This window comes from Modestobacter sp. SYSU DS0904 (genome assembly GCF_054051115.1).
The window spans coordinates 33,281-48,801 of the sequence record NZ_JBJHAQ010000008.1; the positions used below are offsets into that span (position 1 = coordinate 33,281).

The window sequence follows — 15,521 nt, forward strand, 5'->3', positions numbered from 1 at the left end:
ATGCTGCCATCCCCGCGCCCGCTGCCCGGTGCCGGCCGCGTCCGGGGCGCCGGGCAGAGTGGCCCGGTGAGCGAGGGCGTCCTGGTGCACCTGATCGAGCCGGCCGACTGGCGGGCGGCGCTGGACACCGGGGCGGTGAGCCCACCGTCGCTCGCCGACGCCGGGTTCGTGCACCTGTCGGCGCCGGATCAGGTGCACCTGCCGGCACAGCGGCTGTACCCGGACCGCCGGGACGTCGTGGTCCTGGTCGTCGACCCGGCCCGGCTGACCGACCCGGTGCGCTGGGAGCCCGGTGTGCCCGGGGACCCGGCGGGCATGCGCTTCCCGCACCTGTTCGGGCCGTTGCCGACCTCCGCCGTCGTCGCGGTGGTGCCGTGGCTGCCGGGCCGGCCGCTGGAGCTGCCCGCCCCCGGGGACGCGCTCGGCCGGGCCCGGGCCCGGGCGCTGGCGGTCTCGGTCGCCACCCGGCGGTCCGCGCAGCTGCGGCCGGTGCCCGGCGGCCTCGCCGTGGCCGACCCGGCGTTCCGGCACTCACGGGACGACAACCGGGTGCTGTTCACCGCCGCGGTCGACGCCGGGGCGGTCGAGGAGCAGACCGCCTCGGTGGCCGCCGCCGCGGGCTGGCCGGCGCAGGCAGCCACCCTGCTGCACCCCGCCGCCGGGGTGGCCGCCCAGGAGCTGGCCCGCCGGGGCTGGGACGTCTCCCCCACCGTGGCCATGGCCCGGCGGGCCCCGTTCCCCACCGGTGCCGACGGTCCCGCCGAGGTCGTCCAGCAGGACCTGGTGCACGAGTTCTGGGCGCGGTCGTGGCGACGGGAGCTGGCCGGTTCGGGTCTCCCGCTGACGGAGGTGGTGGCCCAGCTCGTCGGCCGCGAGCACCGCAACGACCGGGTGGTGCAGGTGACCGACCTGGTGGTGCGGGACTCCGGGCGGGTGGTCGCGGCGGCCCAGCTGCGGGTCGACGGGGCCACCGCGTCGGTGGAGTCCGTGGTCACCGACCCGGCCGCGCGGCGGCGCGGGTTCGGCGACGCGCTGCTGTCGGCCGCGCTCGCGCGGGCCGGCGCGGCCGGGTGCGACCTCGTCGTGCTGGACGCCGCGGCGCTGGACTGGCCGCGGCAGTGGTACGCCCGGCGCGGCTTCTCCGTGGTGGGGCGCAGCTGGGAGGCCGTCCGCGCCTGATCAGGCGCGGACGGCCTGATCAGGCCGGGACGACCAGGGACAGCACCAGCCACGCGACGACGGCCGAGGGCAGCAACGAGTCCATCCGGTCCATCAGCCCGCCGTGACCGGGCAGCAGGTTGCCCATGTCCTTGATGCCGAGGTCGCGCTTGATCAGCGACTCACCGAGGTCGCCCAGCGTGGCGGTGAGCGCGATCGCGACGCCGAACAGCACGCCACCCCACCAGGGACCGTGGAAGGTCAGCGTGACCAGCAGGACGCCGACGACCACGCAGGCGGCGACCGAACCGGCCAGCCCCTCCCAGGACTTCTTCGGGCTGATGCTCTTCGCCAGCGGGCGCTTCCCGAACACCACGCCGGCGGCGTACCCGCCGGTGTCGCTGCACACGACGGTCACGATGAACGCCAGCACGCGGGCGACCCCGTCGTCGGGGACCAGCAGGAGGACGGCGAACCCGGCCAGCAGCGGGACGTACAACGCGACCAGGACAGCGGCGGAGGCATCGCGCAGGTAGCCCACCGGCCCGTCACCGAGGCGCCAGAGGACCACCGCGAACACCGTCAGCAGGAAGCCGACGACCAGCCCGGATGGGCCACGGGTCCAGGCGAGCGCCGTCATCGCGAGCGCACCGACGAGCACCGGGGGCAGCGGCGGGCGGTGGCCACCGGCCTGCAGCGCCCGACCCAGCTCCACCACGCTGACCAGCACGGCCGCCGTGATCACCAGCAGGAACGCCGGGCGCCACACGAGCAGGGTGGCGATGACCACCGCGCCCAGGCCCAGCGCCACCCCGATCGCCGACCCCAGGTCCCGGCCGGCGCGGCCTGCACCGCTCGGCGTCTCCTTCGGCGGCTCACCGGTCACCTCGGCGCCGGGTGCGCCGGGGACCGCGGTCAGCGGCGCGTGGTCCTCCGCGTCGTCCTCCGCGCGGTCCCCCGCGCCGTCGTCTGCGTCGTCCCGCGGCCGTTCGTCGTCCGGGGGGCTCGGGTCCGCGTCCGGCGTCGAGGACCGCGGCCGGCTCGGGGTCGGGGGCACCGGCGGCCGGCCGACCCGCGGCTGCGAGTCGGTACCGGGGCCGTCGGCCGGCGGCTGGGCGGCGGTCACCGGCTCGTCGGGCGACCAGCCCGGCTCGGCGACGCCGGCCCGGCCGCGGGCAGGCTCACGCTCCGGACCCTCGGGTCCGGTTCGTGACGGGAAGCGGGACACCGCGCAGGTCCGAGGGGATCAGACGTCGAGGAGCTCGGTCTCCTTGTTCTTCATCGCTTCGTCGATGGCCGCCACGTGCGTGGCGGTGAGGTCGTCGAGCTCCTTCTCCGCGCGGCGCACGTCGTCCTCACCGGCCTCGCCGTCCTTGGCGATGCGGTCCAGCTCCTCCTTGGAGCGGCGGCGGATGTTGCGGATGGCGACCTTGGCGTCCTCGCCCTTGGCGCGGGCCTGCTTGACCAGGTCGCGACGCCGGTCCTCGGTCAGCTGCGGGAAGACCACCCGGATCAGCGTGCCGTCGTTGGTCGGGTTGACCCCGAGGTCGGAGTCGCGGATCGCCCGCTCGATGGCCTGCAGCTGGCTCATGTCGTAGGGCTTGATGACCGCCATCCGCGCCTCGGGCACGGAGATCGAGGCCATCTGCGGCACCGGGGTGTAGGCGCCGTAGTAGTCGACCGCGATCTTGTTGAACATGGACGGCGCGGCGCGGCCGGTGCGCACGGAACCGAGGTCCTCGCGGGCGACCGACAAGGCCTTGTCCATCCGCTCCTCGGCGTCGAGCAGGGTGTCGTCGATCACGGTTCTCTCCTCCTGCGGCGGCTGCCGCCGTGCTGGCCGTCTGGTCGATCGGCGTTCAGCCGACCGGTACCCGGGTCGGGGCTCGGCGACCATCGCCCGCCCGGGAGCCGGCCGGTCAGGCCGGCTGGCTGATCAGGGTCCCGATCTTCTCACCTGCGACGGCCCGGGCGATGTTCCCCTCACGGAGCAGGTTGAACACGACGATCGGCATGCGGTTGTCCATGCAGAGGCTGATCGCCGTGGCGTCGGCGACCCCGAGCTGCTTGGCCAGCACCGTGGCGTAGTCCAGCTCCTCGTACATGGTGGCGGCCGAGTTCCGCCGCGGGTCGTCGTCGTAGACGCCGTCGACGCCGTTCTTGGCCATCAGCAGCACCTGGCAGCCGATCTCCAGCGCGCGCTGGGCGGCGACGGTGTCGGTGGAGAAGTAGGGCATCCCGGCGCCGGCGCCGAAGATGACCAGCCGCCCCTTCTCCATGTGCCGGACGGCCTTGCGGGGGATGTAGGGCTCGGCGACCTGACCCATGGTGATCGCGGTCTGCACCCGCGTCTCGAGGCCGATCTGCTCGCAGAAGGCCTGCAGGGCCAGCGCGTTCATCACCGTGCCGAGCATGCCCATGTAGTCGGCGTGCCGGCGGTCCATGCCCGCCTGCGCCAGCTCGGCGCCGCGGAAGAAGTTGCCGCCGCCGACCACGACGGCCACCTGGGTGCCGCTGTGGACGACCTCGGCGAGCTGCCCGGCGATGTTGTGCACGATGCTGCCGTCGACCCCGACGCTGCCGCCGCCGAACGCCTCACCGGAGAGCTTGAGCAGGACCCGCCGGTAGCCGCTGCCGTCGGTCGGCGCGGAGGCGGCGGGCGCGAAGAGCAGGCCCTCCGGGTTGCTGGCGGCGGTCGTCTCGGTCACAGGTGTCCTTCGCGTCGGGGTGGTCGGTGCTCGATCCTGCCGCATGCCCGGTGCGGGGTCCTCCGCACCTGGGGCCGGACAGGCCACCGGCCCCGTTCCGGGGAGGAACGGGGCCGGCGGCGACGTGCTGGAACGGCCCTGTCGCAGGGCCCCGCCCCGAGCCTGCGAGGGGTGGGGGGCGACGGGGTCCTTCGTCAGGCCTGGCCGACCTCGAACCGGGCGAACCGGTCGATGGTCAGGCCGGCGTCGCCGATGACCTGCTTGACGGTGCGCTTCGGCTCGGTGATCGAGGGCTGCTCGAGGAGCACGAAGTCCTTGAAGTAGGAGTTCACCCGGCCTTCGACGATCTTGGCGATCGCCTGCTCGGGCTTGCCCTCCTCCTTCGCCGTCTGCTCGGCGACCCGGCGCTCGGTCTCCACCGCCTCGGCGGGGACCTCCTCGCGGGTCAGGTAGCGGGGACGGGCCGCGGCGATGTGCATCGCCACGGCGCGGGCCGCGTCCTCGTCGCCGCCGGAGTACTGCACCGCGACACCGATGGCCGGGGGCAGGTCGGTGGCGCGCTTGTGCAGGTAGACGGCCGTGGTGCCCTCGAAGAGGGCGAAGCGGGAGAGGACGAGCTTCTCGCCGATGCGGGCCGACTCGGACTCGATGAGCTTCTCGACCGTCTGGCCGTCGACCTCGGTGGCCAGCAGCGCCGGGACGTCGGCCGGCTTCTGGGCCAGGACGATGTCCAGGAGCTTGTCGCCCAGGGCGACGAAGTCGGAGTTCTTGGCGACGAAGTCGGTCTCGCAGTCGAGCTCGAGCAGGGCACCGCCCTTGCTGACCACGATGCCGTTGGTCGTCGAGCGCTCCAGGCGCTTGCCGACGTCCTTGGCGCCCTTGATCCGCAGCAGCTCGACGGCCTTGTCGTACTCGCCGTCGGCCTCGGTCAGGGCCTTCTTGGCGTCCATCATCCCGGCGCCGGTGGCGTCGCGGAGACGCTTGACGTCGGCTGCGGTGAAGGCGGGCATGTCACTTCCTCTGGTCTGGTGGAACAGGGTGCGGACGTGCGGCGGCGCCGCTCCCCGGGTGCTGGGGAGCGGCGCCGACCGGTCAGCCGTTCTGGGCGTTCTGGGTGCCGGTGGCGGTGTCGCCGGTGGCGGGCACGCCCTCGACCGGGGCGACCTCGTCGGCGGTGACGGTCGGCGGGGCGGCCGGCGTCTCGGGCAGCTCGGTGGCCGGGGCCGCCGGGGCCTCGACAGCCGGGGCCTCGGCGGCCGGGGCGTCACCGGACTGGCCGGTGAGCAGCTCGCGCTCCCAGTCGGCCAGCGGCTCGGCCGCGGCACCGGCCGGGGCGCCGTCCTCGGTGCGGCCGGCGTTGGCCTGCGCGGCCGAGCGGGCCATCAGGCCCTCAGCGACGGCGTCGGCGATCACGCGGGTGAGCAGCGCGGTGCTGCGGATCGCGTCGTCGTTGCCCGGGATCTTGTAGTCGACCTCGTCGGGGTCGCAGTTGGTGTCGAGGATCGCGACGACCGGGATGCCCAGCTTCCGGGCCTCGCCGACGGCGATGTGCTCCTTCTTGGTGTCCACGATCCAGACGGCGCTGGGCACCTTCTGCATGTCGCGGATGCCGCCGAGGGAGCGCTCGAGCTTGGCCTTCTCGCGGGAGACGACCAGCTGCTCCTTCTTGGAGAGGCTGACCAGCGCGCCGGTCTGCTCGAGGTCCTCGAGCTCCTTGAGCCGGGCCAGACGCTTGTAGACCGTCTGGAAGTTGGTGAGCATGCCGCCCAGCCAGCGCTGGTTCACGTAGGGCATGCCGACGCGGGTCGCCTGCTCGGCGATGACCTCCTGCGCCTGGCGCTTGGTCCCGATGAACATGATCGAACCGCCGTGGGCGACGGTCTGCTTCACGAACTCGTAGGCCTGGTCGATGTAACCCAGCGTCTGCTGGATGTCGATGATGTAGATGCCGTTGCGCTCGGTGAAGATGAAGCGCTTCATCTTCGGGTTCCAGCGACGGGTCTGGTGCCCGAAGTGGACCCCGCTGTCGAGCAGGTTCTTCATGCTGACGACTGCCACGAGGCGCCGCCTTCCTTCTCGTGCGCGGACGGCCGGGGCCGGGCCGCGCTGTGCCGGTTGTCGCGGGCACCGGGTGGTGCGCCGCCCTGGTGTCCGGATCGCGTCACCGACCCGTCGCGAGGACGGGACCGAGGTGACGAGCTCCCCGCCGGGCTCGTCGAGGTGCACGAGCAGCGGGACGCGGACACGCGAAGTCGACCCGCCGGAGCGAGCCGCATCGGCAAGCATACGCGGTCGGGAGGGACGCCCCGCGCGGGTCGTCCCCAGGGCCGCCCGCCGTCCACAACCGTGGCGGCCGGCCACCCTGCGGGCGGAACGGGCACCAGGGTCGGCGGGGTGACCGTCGCCCGTCTGCTCGTGCTGCTCGCCGTCGTCGCCGGTGCCGCGCTGGGGCCCGGCGCGGCGGCGGCCCGGCCCGCTCCCCCGACCGCTCCGTCACCCGCCGCACCGTCCACGGCGGCGGTCCCGGCCGGGGTGTGGGGCTGGCCGCTGCCGGGCGCCCCCGAGGTGTCCCGGGCCTTCGATCCCCCGCCGACCCGGTACGCGGCCGGGCACCGCGGGGTGGACCTCCGGGGTGCCGCCGGCGGCCCGGTGCTGTCCGCCGGGGACGGGGTGGTCGCGTTCGCCGGGATGGTGGCCGGCCGGCCGGTGGTGAGCGTCGAGCACGCCGATGGCCTGCGCACCACGTACGAGCCGGTGCAGCCGGCGGTGGCCGCCGGCCAGGCGGTGGCGCGCGGATCCCCGCTGGGCACCCTCGCCGCGGGGCACGCCGGCTGCCCGGTCGAGGCGTGCCTGCACTGGGGGGCACGCCGGGGCGAGGTCTACCTGGACCCGCTGACGCTGCTGCGCCCGCCGCGGATGAGCAGTTGCATGGAAATGGCACAGAAGTTGCTCGTGCCAAAGGCTGCCTCGTTGCCAATGGTTGCATGAGCTGCCAAGAGTTGCTTGTGCCAATCGCTGCCTGTGCCAAGGGCTGCTCGTGCCAACCGGCGGCCGGGCAGACTCGGGGCGGCCACACGCACGGAACCCCGCGCCTCCCCAGGGACGGCGCGGGGTTCTCGGTGTTCGGGTCGCCGGCGTCACCTACGCCGGCGGAGTTGGGCGTCCCCGCGCGAGCTGACCGCCACCATCCGCGTGAGCAGCTCCGACCTGCGCCCGGTCACCCGGCTCCTCGAACACATCCGGTAGAGCATTCGCGCGCTGGCCGGATAGCACCCCCGCCGCAGTTCTGGGCCGACGCTGCCTGCATGTTGAGCTGGCAGCCGCCGCCGGTGTTCGTACTCTGCTTGTCCGTGACGGTCATCGCGGGTGTGGTCACCGACGAAGGTGTGCTGCTGGTGGCCGACCGCGCGGCGGTCGATCCCGGGCGGCAGATCGCTGCAGGCGTGTATGCGCCACTGCCGAACCGGACGAAGATCGCCGCCGCGGCCGGCGGCACCGCGGTCGCGCTGGCCGGCTTCGTCGGCACCGGGCATCCGGCAGACGGCCCAGCCGCCGACCTGCTGACGGCGGCTACGGCGCTGGTGGGCGGTGATGCCCTCACGGTCGCCGGTGAGCTGCTGGAGATGTTCGAGCGCGCCGCAGGCACCCTGCGGGCAGCCGCAGCGCCGTGGGGGGCGGCCGCGGTCGTGCCGCCGTTCGGTGTCCCGATGCTGGTCGTCGCGCTCGTCGCCGGCTGGTCCGGCGACCGGACGCGCCTGTACGCCGTCGGTCTGCCTGCCGCCGGCGAGTGCCTGCTGACGCTGGTACCCGGGCCCGGCACCGCCTACGGCCCGGCCTCGGTCCTGCCGGACCTGCAGCTCGCCGTCGCTGACGCTGCGGCTGGCGGCCTGGCCGATGCAGGTGCCCGGCTCGGACACGCCGTGACGGCCGTCAGCCTGCGACACCCGAACCTCGTGTCGATCGATCACGATCAGGTGCTCATCGGCCCCGGTGGGGCCGGGCCTGTCGAGGCGTTCGTGCCACCTCCGGTGACCGTGGGACGGCACTGACCCTCACGGCGGGCATCGACCGGTGCGGCGCCTACCTCGCGGGGAAGTGGCCGTTGAACAGCAGCTGCAGGTAGGCGAAGGCGGTGTCGGCGTCGTCTTTGTTGTGGGCGGCCAGCGCCTTGCTCGCCCGCGTGGCGGCGGTGGACAGCTTGGACAGGGCCTCGGTCTTGCTTGCTGATGACGAGCAGGGCTGGAACTGGCCCGCGACCTGCTTGGGGTCGCGCATCGCGGCCAGCTGGTGGCCGTTGAGGCTGCTCAGGATCAGCGAAAGGTCCCACGGCGCCAAGAAGCTCGACTGGGTCGCCATGTGCTGCGCCGCGCGCATCTCCAGGTAGAACGATGAGATCGGGACGCTGTTGTAGTACTTCCAAGCCTTGAGCAGCCGGGCCAGCTTCTTCGCCCCGCCGACGGCGCCGGGCTGCTGGTTGCACTCGTTGACGTAGTCGAGGTGCGCGACCGGTGCGGTGTCGATCCACCCGCCGCCGGGTGCGGGGATGTCCCACACGAGGTGGTCGGCGCCGCCGCGGCCGGTGATGAACCCGGGAATGACCTCCCATCGTTCGTCGCCGCCGGCGAAGTCGACCACGACCGCCGGCCTGCTCACGTAGACCGGGGTGGTCGGGAAGCTGGCGGTCAGCGCGTCGCGCACCCACCGCAGCGCGGTGTCTGAGCTGCCCGGCCGGTCGCCGCCGATGCTGACCATCAGGTCGACGTCGCAGTGGTGGCGCACCCCGGTGCCGTGCCAGAAGGACCCGGTCTGGCGGAAGCTCAGCACCTCCATCGCGCGGCGCAGCGACCCTTCGACGCTTCCGCGGTGCCGGGTGGCCGCAGTGCGGTGGCTGTCCAGCGGAGTCAGCCACCCCAGGAACGTGTCGAACCCCTCGTAGACGCTGCGAGCCACGTTGCCTTCAGTCCTTCGGCTTGTCGACGGCGTAGCTCTGCGCGCCGCGCTGGATGTTCTTCGACCCGCGCCGGTAGGCCCGACGGCTGGGCGGCTCGGCGGTCTTGTTCTGCTCGTCGCGGCGGGAGGTCAGCTCGGCCAGGACAGCTCGGGCTTCCTCGATGGTCAGGTGCGGCAGGTCGACCAGCCGCGCCTGCCGGGCGGCGGTCTGGACCTCCAGGTACGCGTTGGCCGCCGCGGAGGCCTGCGTGGTGCGGTGCGCGGCGTTGACCGTGGTGAGGATGCCGCCGAAGCCGGCTGCGACCAGGGCGATGATGCCGGCGGCCACGCGTCCCGTGGTGCTGGCCAGCGCGGTGGCACCAGACAGCGCGGCCAGCGCGCTGGCCGGGACGCCGAGGGCCAGGTTCACCCCGCGCCAGCGCTTCGCCTGCTCGAACTGGATCTGCGCGCTGTACATCGCGCTCTCCTCCAGTCGGCGCAGCTCATCCTCGATCGCTGACCGTCGGCGAGCCTCCGCCTCGGTGTCCCCGGCCGGTCCGTCGTGCATCACCAGGTGAAGCTATCCGCGGGTACCGACAATCCCGCCCCCTACAGCACGGTTGAGCAGCGATCTGCGCGGGTGAGCGGGTGAGCGGGTGAGCGCGCCTACCCTGCTGGGCAGGCACTGTGAGGAGGCCCCGTGGCACCGCCGCCCCGGTTCATGCAGATGGTCGAGGCCTCCCGGGACGAGGCGCAGTTGGCCGTCCGGCTGTACAACGACCCAGCCGAGCCGCGCTCGTTCGAGAGCTTCGTCGTCCACATGCACCTGGCGTGGCTGTACCTGCTGCACGCCGAGCTGACCCGCGACGGCGTGGACTACCGGTACTGGCGGCCCGAGGGCCGCACCCGCCGGCTGGTCAAGGTCGACGGAGAGCCCAAGCGGTGGGAGCTGGCCACCTGCGTGCAGCACCGCTGGCCCGACAGCAGTGACCCGGTGCGGGCGAACCTGGGCTTCTTCATCGCCTTGCGCAACAAGATCGAGCACCGGTACGCCCGCCACCAGGAGGCGCTCGCTGCCGCGGTCGGCGGTCAGGCCCAGGCGTTGCTGTTGAACTACGAGGAGGAGGTCACCGGCCAGTTCGGTGCGGACTCGTCCCTGGCAACCCGGCTGCGCTTCCCGCTGTTCGTCGGCTCCTTCACCGACGCCGGGGAGCAGACCCTGCGCCGGCTGCGCGCCCAGCTGCCCGCGGCGTTGCGCACGTTCATCGCCGAGTACGACGCCCAGCTCGACGAGTCGGTCACCGCCGACCCCCGCTACGAACTCCGCCTACGGGTGCTGCAGGAGCTCGCGCCCAAGGACCCGGACGCACTCGCCGTGCAGTTCACCCGCTTCGACGAACTCGACGAGGAGCAGCGCGCCGCGGTCGAGGCGATCGGCAAGAAGGGCCTGGTCGTCGTGCGCGAGCAGAAGCGCGGAGTGATCGGCCTGGGCTACCTCAAGGCAGCTGCGGTCGTCGCCCAGGTTGACGAGCAGATCCCGTTCGTCTTCCACATGGGTCACTTCGTGCGGGCGTGGAAGGCACTGGGCGTGCGGCCGGACAAGAACGACCCGCACCCGGAGAAGACCGACGAGAAGTACTGCCTCTACGACGAGCGGCACCACGACTACGGCTACACCGCGGCGTACGTGAAGAAGCTGGTCAAGGAGTGCCGGTCCGAGGCCGGCTTCCGCGAGCTCCTGGGCTTCGAGCCCAAGGTCAACGACGTCGAGCAGCCGCCGAGTTGACCGGCTCCCCAGCACTCCGCTCTCACGCCTTCACCGCAGGCGTGGGCCGGTGCTGCGGCACGGCGGCCGCGGACTACGCCATCGCGCGCCGGGCGGCCTCGGCACCGGCGGTACCGGCTTCCGGTTGTGCGGTTGGCACTCAGGCGTCTACAGCGCGCAGGACCGGCTGACCCCCGAGGACGGGGACCCCGGCGGGCCAGCCCGGCGGTCGCGGGATGCTGCCTTCGCGGCTCACTGCGCCGGCGACCAGGTCGAAGGTGTGCTGGAGCAGCTCCATCGGCGGTACCCGGTGATCCGGCCGGCGCTGCGGGATCGGCCCGAACACCCTGCCGGTCGCGTACCGCTGGGCGTGGGGTGTGGTCGCCGCCAGCAGCGTGGCGTCGACGACGCCGTAGGCGTTGATGAACGACTCGCCGCCGGAGGCGAGCATTGGTGCGGACTCCCGCCAGCGCAGCTGACCGGCCTGCATCGTCGGTTGCAGCGCGAACGCGACGGGTCGCCCGTTGACGATGCCGCCGACGACTGCGGTCGCCATCTGCTCGACGGGATCGGTCGAGCCGACAGCGGCACGCCACTGGGCGGCGATGCCGGGCAGCCATGGCGTCGTCTCGGCGGCGAAGCGCTCCAGGGCGGCCGCGACCGTCTTCTCGCCCGCGCAGTTGGCGATGGCGGTGCCCAGCGAGCCGGCGGCGGCGTCGGTGACCCCGACGATGCCGGTCACCAGGTGCGGCCCACGGAAGGCCTTGACCTCGTCGTATCGCACCATCGGGGGCGCAGCGCTGAGGTCGACGTGAATCCGGTCGGCGGCCAGGGCCACGGTCTGGTTGGACACGGCGACGACGAGGACCGACACGGGCGGGGAGCTTCGCACGACGTCGGCGGCGATCGGCAGCGGCGGGCTGAACGCCAGCGTCGTGAAGTTCATGACCGCAGCGTCGGCCCGGTGCCTTCAGCGCAGGTCCTCCCCGGGACGGTGAGGTCCGGTGAGATGGGCTGCCGTCTGGCTGCCGTTCGTCCAACTGCCCGACGGGGACAACTGCTAGGCGCACTACTTCATGACGTTGTCGGCGACGCAGAGCCGCCAGTAGGTGGCGTACCGACCGAGCGTTAGCCTGCGCGACATGGTCGAGCCAGGCGGGGGCGAGGAAGGCGCCCTGAAGCAAGGGGACTACGTGCGGATACTCGCGCACGGCGATGACCAGGCGGACGGCAAGCCGCCCTTCGGCGTGGTCGGGGAGACTCTGCCCTACGGCGGGCTGTTGGTTGTACAGGTGGGCACTGGTCTCCACGTGTTCGCTCCCCGGGATCTGCAGCGGGTGTCCCCCGGGGACATCCCGCGAGACGCTCTCGCGGACATTCAGTACCGCGCCGGACTGCCGCCACCGGACCCCCACCCCGCACGGTAGATGCGGGGCTATGGCGCGCCAATAGCGTCATGGCACAACACAGCTAGGGCTCAGCCGGCCCGTCGCGCAGGGCGACGGCGCCTGCGCCTCGGCGGTGGACGCGGTGCTTGGCGAGGATGTTGCGCACCGCGCTGAACGACCGGTCGGTGAGCTCGGACAGTTCGCGGAGACTCCGGCCGCCGACGTACTGCTCGACGATGAAGGCCTCGACCCGCGCCTGCACCGCCGGGTCCGGTCGCGAAGTGGCCGTGCCGGCGAACTCCGGCAGCGGGCGCAGCTGCGGGCGCGGCGGGTACGGCACGGGGAAACGGTAGCCACGCGCCCCGGTGACCGCGTCCCCCGCTGAGGTGAGCAGCGACCGATGCCTGCGGCGTGCGAGCCTGCTGCAACTGGCGAGGCAGTTGTGACGGGGCAGCGCACAGCGTGGCCGTTGACGTACGGATCGGTCTCGTTGGTCGCCTAGGCTCCCGCCGACGAGCTGGCTCCTTCCGCAGGCGCGCATCGCGCGCTGGAGGTGACACCGGCGACACCGAGCACCGTCGGAGGCACCCCATGGCACGCAGGCGCGGCATCTTCGCTGAGTTGGCACATCAGGCGGCAGTGGCAGACAAGAACCGGCAGCGGGCCCAGGTCGCCGCGGTGCGCGCTCAGGCGCAGCGGCAGCGGGAGGCCGAGCGGGCGCAGCGGCAGTACGAGCAGGCTGTCCGCGCAGCTGACCGTCAGTCGGCGCACGAGGCGAAGATGGCCGAGATGGAGCGGCAGCGCCTCCACCGGGAGGCGCAGGAGTCCGAGGTCGAGCGGCTCAACGGCGAGCTCGCTCTGCAGTTGGCCGACATCGACAACGTCCTGGCCGCAACCCTCGAGGTCGACGACTACGTCGACCTCGAGCGCCTCCGGGTCGTCGCCGAGCACCCGCCGTTCCAGTCCCCGAACAGCTCTCCGGTGCCGCCGCCGGCGCCGGTCCAGGTGCCGCCGGAGCCGGTGTTCGTCGAGCCCGAGGCGCCCCGCGGCGTGGGCGCGGTGTTCGGGGGCAAGAAGAAGCACGCCGAGGCCGTCGCCGCCGCGCAGGCCGAGTTCGCCCAGGTGCATGCCCAGTGGCAGCAGGCCGCTGCGGCGGTGCCGATGCAGCAGCTGGCGCAGCTGTCCGAACACAAGCAGGCCGAGGACGCCCGTCAGGCGGCCCTGGCGGCTGACCGGGCCCGCTACGACACCGAGTGCGCTGAGCGGCAGCGGGAGGCAGACGAGTCCAACGCCGCCCTGGATGAACTCATCCGCGACCTCGAGCTCGGCACGCCCGAGGCCATCGAGGAGTACCTCGGCATCGTCTTCGGCAACTCCGTCTACCCGGCCGAGTGGCCGTGGCCGCCGGCGTACAGCCACGACGCCGACACCCGCGAGCTGACCATCGAGCTGCAGTTCCCCGCGCCGGATGACCTGCCCACCGAGCGGGCCTTCAAGTACGTCCGCGCCAGCGACGAGATCACCTCCACCGCGCAGACGCAGAAGGAGCAGAAGGACCGGTACGCCGCCCTGGTCAACAACATGACGCTGCGGACGCTGCACGAGGTGTGGGAGGCCGACCGGGGCGGCAAGGTCGCCAGCATCTCCCTGGTCGGGTCGGTCGCCCACGTCGACCCGGCCACCGGCAAGGACACTGCGACTCCACTGATCGCTGTCGCCGTCGACCGGGCCACGTTCGAAGACATCGACCTGCGCCGCGTCGCACCGGCCGAGACGCTGCGCCACCTGGGCGCGGTGGTGTCGAAGAACCCGCACGCGCTCACCCCGATCAAGCTCGCCGCCGGCGTCCGCGCCCACTGACCGGCCCGAACAGCGAGGCGATCTGCGATGCACGGCTTCCGCTTCAACACCCCGCCCGGCTGGCCGACCCCTCCGCCCGGGTGGGTGCCACCGGAGGGCTGGGTGCCCGACCCGAGCTGGACACCGGCGCCGTCCGGATGGACGTTCTGGGTGCCCGACGAGACGCCCGCGCCCCCACCCCCGCCTGCCGCCCCCACACCGGCCCCGGAGCCCCCGCCGGCCGCCTCCGCCCCGACACCGGTCCCGGAGCCGGCGCCGGCCGCCTCCGCCCCGGAGCCGGCCCCGGAGCCGGCGCCGGTCGCGTCGGCACGGCATGCGGCTCCCGAGCCTGACGACACCGTCCTCGCTGCCGCGCCCGCACCACCGCCGCCGCCCAGTCAAGCTGTCCGCATCCGGGAGCTGGAAGCCGAAGTCGATGGGCTGCGCCGGCAGCTGGCCGACGCCGACCGCCGAGCGCGGGAGCAGCGCCCCGGCGGGGACGACGACTTCGTCGAGCTCGATGACGCCCGACTGCTGCAGCAGGTCGGCATCTACCACTACCACCACCCGCTGGAGAACGCCGAGCTGTACCGCGAGCGGCTGGCCGAGCTGCGCGACCAGATCAAGGAGACGGTCAAGGCCGGCGAGGCCATCGAGGCCTCCGACCGGTTCTCCTTCAACAACTCCCTGGCGGCCGGCCGGAAGATGACCGCCGACTTCTCCAAGCTGATGCTGCGGGCGTACAACGCCGAGGCTGACAACTGCGTCCGCGCGCTGCGCGCCGGCGCACTTTCCGCCGCGACGAAGCGGCTGGAAACCGCCGCGAACACCATCGCCCGGCTGGGCAAGATGATGGAGATGCGGGTGTCCCCGCAGTACCACGCGCTGCGCATCACCGAGCTGGAGCTGACCGCCGACTACCTGTTCAAGCAGCAGGAGGAACGGGAGGCCGCCCGCGAAGAGCGTGAACGGCTGCGCGAGGAGCGCAAGGCCGAGCAGGAACTGGCCGCCCAACGGGAGAAGCTGGACAAGGAACGCGCCCACTACGCCAACACTCTTGCCGCGCTGCGCGCCCAGGGAGCGACGGCCGAGGTCGCGGAGCTGGAGGGCCGGCTGGCGCAGATCGATGCGGCTATCCAGGAGAACGACTTCCGTGCGGCCAACATCCGCGCCGGGTACGTCTACGTCATCAGCAACATCGGCGCGTTCGGCAAGTCGGTCGTGAAGATCGGCATGACCCGCCGGCTGGAACCGATGGACCGGATCCGTGAGCTGGGTGATGCGTCGGTGCCGTTCCCGTTCGACGTCCACGTGCTGCACTTCTCCGACGACGCGGTCACCTTGGAGAACGAGCTGCACAACGCGTTCGCAACCAGGCGGCTCAACCACGCCAACCCGCGCCGGGAGTTCTTCTTCGCCACACCGGAGGAGGTCCGCGACGTCCTCGCCGACAAGCTGGGCAACCTGCTGGAGTACGCGGCCACTCCCGAGGCCGAGCAGTACTTCCAGAGCCTGTCCAGCTGGCCGGACAGCGTCCGTGGAGAACCGGCCCGCTGACCGTTCCAGATGCCGCCCACGACGGCGCGTACACCGACGAACTGCTCGGTCGTCCACAGGGCGACGGCCACCTGGCCGTCGCCCGCCGCAGCCCGGATGGGGCCCACACTCCAGGTACCTGACCTGGCCAAGGGGTCTCCGACCCGGCACTCTGAGCACCACTGCTGCCAGCACCGC

General features: G+C 72.7%; 15 protein-coding genes. 6 read left to right on the plus strand and 9 right to left on the minus strand.

What is annotated here, in order from left to right; genetic code table 11:
• The first annotated feature begins 66 nt into the window (after positions 1–66).
• Positions 67–1,179 carry a DUF952 domain-containing protein gene (locus ACI79U_RS07645; protein WP_457066330.1) on the plus strand — a complete coding sequence of 371 codons (1,113 nt, stop codon included), beginning with the start codon at positions 67–69 and terminating at the stop codon, positions 1,177–1,179.
• A 19-nt stretch (positions 1,180–1,198) separates the two neighbouring features.
• Here ACI79U_RS07645 and ACI79U_RS07650 read toward each other — a convergent pair whose 3' ends face one another.
• The 5 genes from ACI79U_RS07650 to rpsB all read right to left on the minus strand — a co-directional run bounded on the left by ACI79U_RS07650 (position 1,199) and on the right by rpsB (position 5,924).
• Positions 1,199–2,284, minus strand: coding sequence for a phosphatidate cytidylyltransferase (locus tag ACI79U_RS07650; protein ID WP_457066332.1), 1,086 nt, complete (start codon positions 2,282–2,284; stop codon positions 1,199–1,201).
• A gap of 120 nt (positions 2,285–2,404) precedes the next feature.
• The gene (gene frr / locus ACI79U_RS07655) at positions 2,405–2,962 is read right to left on the minus strand and encodes a ribosome recycling factor (protein ID WP_457066334.1); all 558 of its coding nucleotides are present in this window, start codon (positions 2,960–2,962) and stop codon (positions 2,405–2,407) included.
• Positions 2,963–3,077: 115 nt separating this feature from the next.
• Positions 3,078–3,866: a UMP kinase gene (gene pyrH / locus ACI79U_RS07660; protein WP_457066336.1), complete on the minus strand. Its 789-nt coding sequence runs from the start codon at positions 3,864–3,866 to the stop codon at positions 3,078–3,080.
• Positions 3,867–4,060: 194 nt separating this feature from the next.
• A complete protein-coding gene (gene tsf, locus ACI79U_RS07665) occupies positions 4,061–4,876 on the minus strand; it encodes a translation elongation factor Ts (protein ID WP_457066338.1) in 816 nt (271 codons plus the stop codon).
• A gap of 82 nt (positions 4,877–4,958) precedes the next feature.
• Positions 4,959–5,924, minus strand: coding sequence for a 30S ribosomal protein S2 (gene rpsB / locus ACI79U_RS07670; RefSeq protein WP_457066340.1), 966 nt, complete (start codon positions 5,922–5,924; stop codon positions 4,959–4,961).
• 336 nt (positions 5,925–6,260) lie between these two features.
• Between rpsB and ACI79U_RS07675 the strand changes: the two genes are divergently transcribed.
• Together ACI79U_RS07675 and ACI79U_RS07680 are read left to right on the plus strand one after the other, a co-directional pair.
• Positions 6,261–6,854, plus strand: a complete 594-nt coding sequence (locus tag ACI79U_RS07675; RefSeq protein ID WP_457066342.1) for a M23 family metallopeptidase — start codon at positions 6,261–6,263, stop codon at positions 6,852–6,854.
• Between the two features lie 317 nt (positions 6,855–7,171).
• The gene (locus ACI79U_RS07680; protein WP_457072620.1) at positions 7,172–7,915 is read left to right on the plus strand and encodes a hypothetical protein; all 744 of its coding nucleotides are present in this window, start codon (positions 7,172–7,174) and stop codon (positions 7,913–7,915) included.
• Positions 7,916–7,946: 31 nt separating this feature from the next.
• On the opposite strand, the gene ACI79U_RS07685 is transcribed toward ACI79U_RS07680, so the two are convergent.
• Both ACI79U_RS07685 and ACI79U_RS07690 read right to left on the minus strand, forming a co-directional pair.
• Positions 7,947–8,816: a nucleotidyltransferase domain-containing protein gene (locus tag ACI79U_RS07685; RefSeq protein ID WP_457066346.1), complete on the minus strand. Its 870-nt coding sequence runs from the start codon at positions 8,814–8,816 to the stop codon at positions 7,947–7,949.
• A 7-nt stretch (positions 8,817–8,823) separates the two neighbouring features.
• Positions 8,824–9,363 carry an SLATT domain-containing protein gene (locus ACI79U_RS07690; RefSeq protein WP_457066542.1) on the minus strand — a complete coding sequence of 180 codons (540 nt, stop codon included), beginning with the start codon at positions 9,361–9,363 and terminating at the stop codon, positions 8,824–8,826.
• A gap of 132 nt (positions 9,364–9,495) precedes the next feature.
• Here ACI79U_RS07690 and ACI79U_RS07695 point away from each other — a divergent pair, with 132 nt between their 5' ends.
• A complete protein-coding gene (locus ACI79U_RS07695; protein ID WP_457066348.1) occupies positions 9,496–10,581 on the plus strand; it encodes a DUF3644 domain-containing protein in 1,086 nt (361 codons plus the stop codon).
• 139 nt (positions 10,582–10,720) lie between these two features.
• Here ACI79U_RS07695 and ACI79U_RS07700 read toward each other — a convergent pair whose 3' ends face one another.
• The gene (locus tag ACI79U_RS07700; protein WP_457066350.1) at positions 10,721–11,506 is read right to left on the minus strand and encodes a hypothetical protein; all 786 of its coding nucleotides are present in this window, start codon (positions 11,504–11,506) and stop codon (positions 10,721–10,723) included.
• A gap of 524 nt (positions 11,507–12,030) precedes the next feature.
• Positions 12,031–12,288, minus strand: a complete 258-nt coding sequence (locus tag ACI79U_RS07705; protein WP_457066352.1) for a helix-turn-helix domain-containing protein — start codon at positions 12,286–12,288, stop codon at positions 12,031–12,033.
• Positions 12,289–12,587: 299 nt separating this feature from the next.
• Between ACI79U_RS07705 and ACI79U_RS07710 the strand changes: the two genes are divergently transcribed.
• Together ACI79U_RS07710 and ACI79U_RS07715 are read left to right on the plus strand one after the other, a co-directional pair.
• Positions 12,588–13,808: a hypothetical protein gene (locus ACI79U_RS07710; protein WP_457066354.1), complete on the plus strand. Its 1,221-nt coding sequence runs from the start codon at positions 12,588–12,590 to the stop codon at positions 13,806–13,808.
• A gap of 150 nt (positions 13,809–13,958) precedes the next feature.
• Positions 13,959–15,344, plus strand: a complete 1,386-nt coding sequence (locus tag ACI79U_RS07715) for a DUF4041 domain-containing protein (protein WP_457066356.1) — start codon at positions 13,959–13,961, stop codon at positions 15,342–15,344.
• Positions 15,345–15,521 lie beyond the last annotated feature (177 nt).

What these genes read in the sequence shown, in the direction of transcription:
- ACI79U_RS07680 (WP_457072620.1), top strand. Translation starts at nt 7,172, where the DNA reads ATGTTGAGCTGGCAGCCGCCGCCGGTGTTCGTACTCTGCTTGTCCGTG.
- ACI79U_RS07700 (WP_457066350.1), bottom strand. Translation starts at nt 11,506, where the DNA reads ATGAACTTCACGACGCTGGCGTTCAGCCCGCCGCTGCCGATCGCCGCC.
- ACI79U_RS07690 (WP_457066542.1), bottom strand. Translation starts at nt 9,363, where the DNA reads ATGCACGACGGACCGGCCGGGGACACCGAGGCGGAGGCTCGCCGACGG.
- tsf (WP_457066338.1), bottom strand. Translation starts at nt 4,876, where the DNA reads ATGCCCGCCTTCACCGCAGCCGACGTCAAGCGTCTCCGCGACGCCACC.